The sequence below is a fragment of the Candidatus Synechococcus spongiarum SH4 genome (assembly GCF_000586015.1).
GTDB lineage: Bacteria > Cyanobacteriota > Cyanobacteriia > PCC-6307 > Cyanobiaceae > Synechococcus_B > Synechococcus_B spongiarum_F.
The window spans coordinates 1-3,358 of sequence record NZ_JENA01000182.1; the positions used below are offsets into that span (position 1 = coordinate 1).

At 66.9% G+C, this 3,358-nt stretch carries 6 protein-coding genes; 1 reads left to right on the plus strand and 5 read right to left on the minus strand.

Annotation, left to right across the window (positions count from 1 at the left end):
* Positions 1-1,157: ATP-dependent metallopeptidase FtsH/Yme1/Tma family protein (locus BG35_RS0107935; RefSeq protein WP_025782403.1), on the minus strand; the 1,157-nt coding region annotated here is incomplete at its 3' end.
* Between the two features lie 137 nt (positions 1,158-1,294).
* On the opposite strand from BG35_RS0107935, the gene BG35_RS12205 reads away from it, so the two are divergent.
* Complete coding sequence (locus BG35_RS12205) at positions 1,295-1,477, plus strand: 50S ribosomal protein L32 (RefSeq protein WP_071994824.1); 183 nt, start codon at positions 1,295-1,297, stop codon at positions 1,475-1,477.
* Here BG35_RS12205 and BG35_RS0107945 read toward each other — a convergent pair.
* The 4 genes from BG35_RS0107945 to BG35_RS0107960 form a co-directional block, all read right to left on the minus strand.
* The gene (locus tag BG35_RS0107945) at positions 1,435-2,277 is read right to left on the minus strand and encodes a hypothetical protein (RefSeq protein ID WP_152535235.1); all 843 of its coding nucleotides are present in this window, start codon (positions 2,275-2,277) and stop codon (positions 1,435-1,437) included. The two genes, BG35_RS12205 and BG35_RS0107945, sit on opposite strands and share 43 nt — an antisense overlap.
* Positions 2,220-2,546, minus strand: coding sequence for a hypothetical protein (locus BG35_RS0107950; RefSeq protein WP_152535236.1), 327 nt, complete (start codon positions 2,544-2,546; stop codon positions 2,220-2,222). The genes BG35_RS0107945 and BG35_RS0107950 overlap by 58 nt, the downstream gene beginning before the upstream one ends.
* A 9-nt stretch (positions 2,547-2,555) precedes the next feature.
* Positions 2,556-2,804 (minus strand): DUF565 domain-containing protein, encoded by a 249-nt coding sequence (locus BG35_RS0107955; RefSeq protein WP_161632573.1) that lies wholly within the window; start codon positions 2,802-2,804, stop codon positions 2,556-2,558.
* 92 nt (positions 2,805-2,896) lie between these two features.
* Positions 2,897-3,358 (minus strand): HAD family hydrolase (locus BG35_RS0107960; protein ID WP_025782407.1); only part of this gene is annotated, 462 nt, incomplete at its 5' end.

Sequence of the window (3,358 nt, forward strand, 5' to 3'; positions counted from 1 at the left end):
TCCTGGAGGGGAGCGGCGGGCAGGCCCATGGTGACCCGTTCCAGGGCATCCATCATGTGATTGTTCTCGATGGACTGCTTCTGGGCCCGGGCCGTGACAATGGCGGCTTCATTCAGCAGGTTGGCCAGATCGGCGCCGGAGAAGCCGGGGGTGCGACGGGCCCAGGCGGAAAGGTCCACGTCCGGGCTGATGGGTCGGGTGCGGGCATGGACATTGAGAATGGCCTCCCGTCCCCGGCGATCCGGCAGATCCACCAGCACCCGCCGATCAAAGCGCCCCGGTCGCAGTAGAGCCGTATCCAGCACGTCGGGGCGGTTGGTGGCCGCCAGCAGGATGACGCCGGAATTGTCTTCAAACCCGTCCATTTCCGTGAGCAACTGGTTGAGGGTCTGCTCCCGCTCGTCGTTGCTCTGGCCGATGCCCGCGCCCCGCTGGCGGCCCACGGCGTCAATCTCGTCAATAAACACAATGCAAGGGGCTTTCTCCTTGGCCTGACGGAACAGATCCCGCACCCGACTGGCCCCCACCCCCACAAACAACTCCACAAATTCACTGGCGGAGATGGAGAAGAACTGCACCCCCGCCTCTCCGGCCACGGCGCGGGCCAACAGGGTTTTGCCGGTTCCCGGCGGCCCCACCAGCAGCACCCCCCGGGGAATCCGGGCGCCAATGCTGATGAACCGGTCGGGCTGCTTGAGAAAGGCCACCACCTCCTGGAGTTCATCCTTGGCTTCGTTGATCCCGGCCACGTCCTCAAAACAGATCTTGATGTCGTTCTCCGCGCGGAGGCGGGGTTTGCTGCGGCCAAAGCCCAGGGCCCGGTTGGCCGCCTTGGCGGAGCGGCGCAGCAGGAAGCCGAGGCCCGCCAGGATCAGCAGCACCAGCAGCAGATTGCTCAGCAGCCCGGCGGCCCAGGCCTCGTCCTGACGTTTGCCCTCAATGGCGAGGGGCACCCCGGCAGCTTCCGCCTCCTGAATCAGCACAGGATTCTCAGGGAACACGTCCACCACGCTCTGGCGACCGTCCGGTAAGGTGACTCGCACCTTGCGCAGGTCGCGATTCCAAAGCAACTCCTGCGCCTGACCATTGCGCACGACATCCACAAGACCGCTATAATTGAGCGTCTCCCTGGCTGGCTGGCTGGCTGGCGCAAACATGGTGACGTGATTCTGATTTGCCAGGGAATGTTCCCTTCTGGGGGCAACTGTAGCCAGATCCCCGCCCCCAATGGTTTGACGTAGCCCCGGGCCATGGCAAGAATGGAAGCTTAACGGTCCTGTGCCCCTGCAATCCAATGGCTGTCCCCAAGAAGAAAACCTCCAACCGGAAGCGGAATCAGCGCCGCGCCACGTGGAACCGCAAGGCGCACCTGGCTGCCCAGCGGGCCATGTCCCTGGGCAAAGCCGTCCTCAGCGGGCGGGCCAAGGGCTTCCACTACCCCGTGGACGATGCGGATGAAGAAGAAGAGGAAAGCTGAGCCGGTGCGGGCCAACTGACGGTTCCGGGCAGCCCCACGTCCACCAACCGGCGCCGGCCGTCCAGGCTGACCACCATCATCACCGGCGGCGCTCCATCCCCAGGGGGCTGGGCAGGTTGCAAGGCGCGATGGGGTGGAACCGAAGCCCAGAAACAGCGCAGCAACCGCTCCAGTTGCACCCCACTGAGGGCCCCCTTGCCGCGGCGCCGTTGCCGCGCCTCCGCCTGGAGCCGCCAGCGCAGGCTGTGGCGCCACTGTTGAGGAAGCACCAGCACCAGCCCATGAAGCCGCTCCCATGTGCCGGTGTAGTCCGCCAGCATATGGCTGCAACGGGTACACCAGGCCTGCTCCGCGGCGGAGGCGCCGGGATGGGGATCCTCCGGCCCCACCGGAAAGGGGCGGCCCCCCACCATCCAGCCCTCCAGCAGAAAGACATCTCCCCTATGCTCCCCATGGCCGCTGCGGTCCCCCCGCCCCCCGGCCAGGCCCTTATCGAAACGGGGAATAGAACAACGGCCTCTGGCGGCGAAGTCGTCCAGGGAGCGGTTCAGCCAGATCAGGTCATGGCTGCCGGGGGGACCGCGATCAATGGCGAAGGGATTGGCGGCCATGGCCTCGGCTCGGATGGGCAGGGGCAGGTAGTAGTCGTCAATGGAGGCCACAATGGGGGAAAAGCCGTAGGCGCGGCCCAGCACCGCCATGGCCAGGCCCAGGGTGGTTTTGCCGGCGCCCGGCACACCGGTCAGGCCAATGCGGGGCAGGGGGTGGGTCTGCCGCAACCTCCCCATGAGATGCGCCATGGGAATCCACAATCCCCAGAGAACACCGGGATGGTGGGGATCGCCGCCAGCGCCTCCACAACGGCGGCCGTGCCCAGCGCCTCCAACTGCTGATCCAGCCAGGGGGTCACCGCCCCTTCTTCCAGATCCAGGGTGGCGCGCCAGCCGCCATGGCCGGCCAACTGGCGGGCCAGGCGCCGCCGCTGGGCCGGCGCGTCCAGCACCGTCCGCAGGGTGAGGCGGTCATCAACCTGGAACGGTGGCGGGAGCATCGGCCCCGGGCAGGACATGGACACCACTCAGGATCCCAACTTGAACGCCTCCAGCACAACCGAGAAGACGAGGCCGATGCGGATGTTGTCCACAGTGTGCCGCAGCAGGGAAGGGGGGGCGACAGCAACCTCCAGGCTGCGGAGCCGCACCAGAACTTCGGCCGCCGCCAGCACCAGTAAGGCCCCCAGGTCGCTGTCACCGATCAGGGGAAGCTTCGACAACAAGGGAATCCCCAGTTGGCCGAGGAAAAAGCCGCCGGTGAGGCCGAGAATCAAGACCACCCGGCGCCGCCATGGGGTCTCCAGCAGGTCCAGAAGCCAGCGACCAACACCGGCGGAAGCACTCTGAAGACGGGTGTGTTGTGAGCTCAGGGTCCGGGCGGGGCGGGGCGGACGGGGGACGGGCTTCCCTGCAGATGCAGGAGCCCTTCCAGGTAGGCAAGATCCACGTGGGGCTGGGACCCCAGGGCAGGTCCTGTCAAAACAGTAGCGGGTTGTTGCGGCCCGTCACCCAGATGGTCCACCACTGCCGCGGCCCCGGTCAATCCCCGATCCCCCGTACCACGGCTTGGGGTCGCCAGGCACCGTAGCCCGGCCCGGCGGGCCGCCTCCAGGCCATGGGGGGAATCCTCAAGGACCACCACCTGATGAGGGGCCAGACCCGATTGGCGCAAGGCCATGGCATAGGCCTGGGGGTCGGGTTTCTTGCGGGTCACGTCCTCGCCACAAATCCAGCCGCAAAAGGCGGACCCCAGGGGTTGGAAGGGCCGGGTACACAGCAGCGCCTCCACCGCCCGGCGGCGGCTGGTGGTCACAATCCACTGCCGCCA

What these genes read in the sequence shown, in the direction of transcription:
- BG35_RS0107945 (WP_152535235.1), bottom strand. Translation starts at nt 2,277, where the DNA reads ATGGCGCATCTCATGGGGAGGTTGCGGCAGACCCACCCCCTGCCCCGC.
- BG35_RS12205 (WP_071994824.1), top strand. Translation starts at nt 1,295, where the DNA reads ATGGCTGTCCCCAAGAAGAAAACCTCCAACCGGAAGCGGAATCAGCGC.
- BG35_RS0107950 (WP_152535236.1), bottom strand. Translation starts at nt 2,546, where the DNA reads ATGTCCTGCCCGGGGCCGATGCTCCCGCCACCGTTCCAGGTTGATGAC.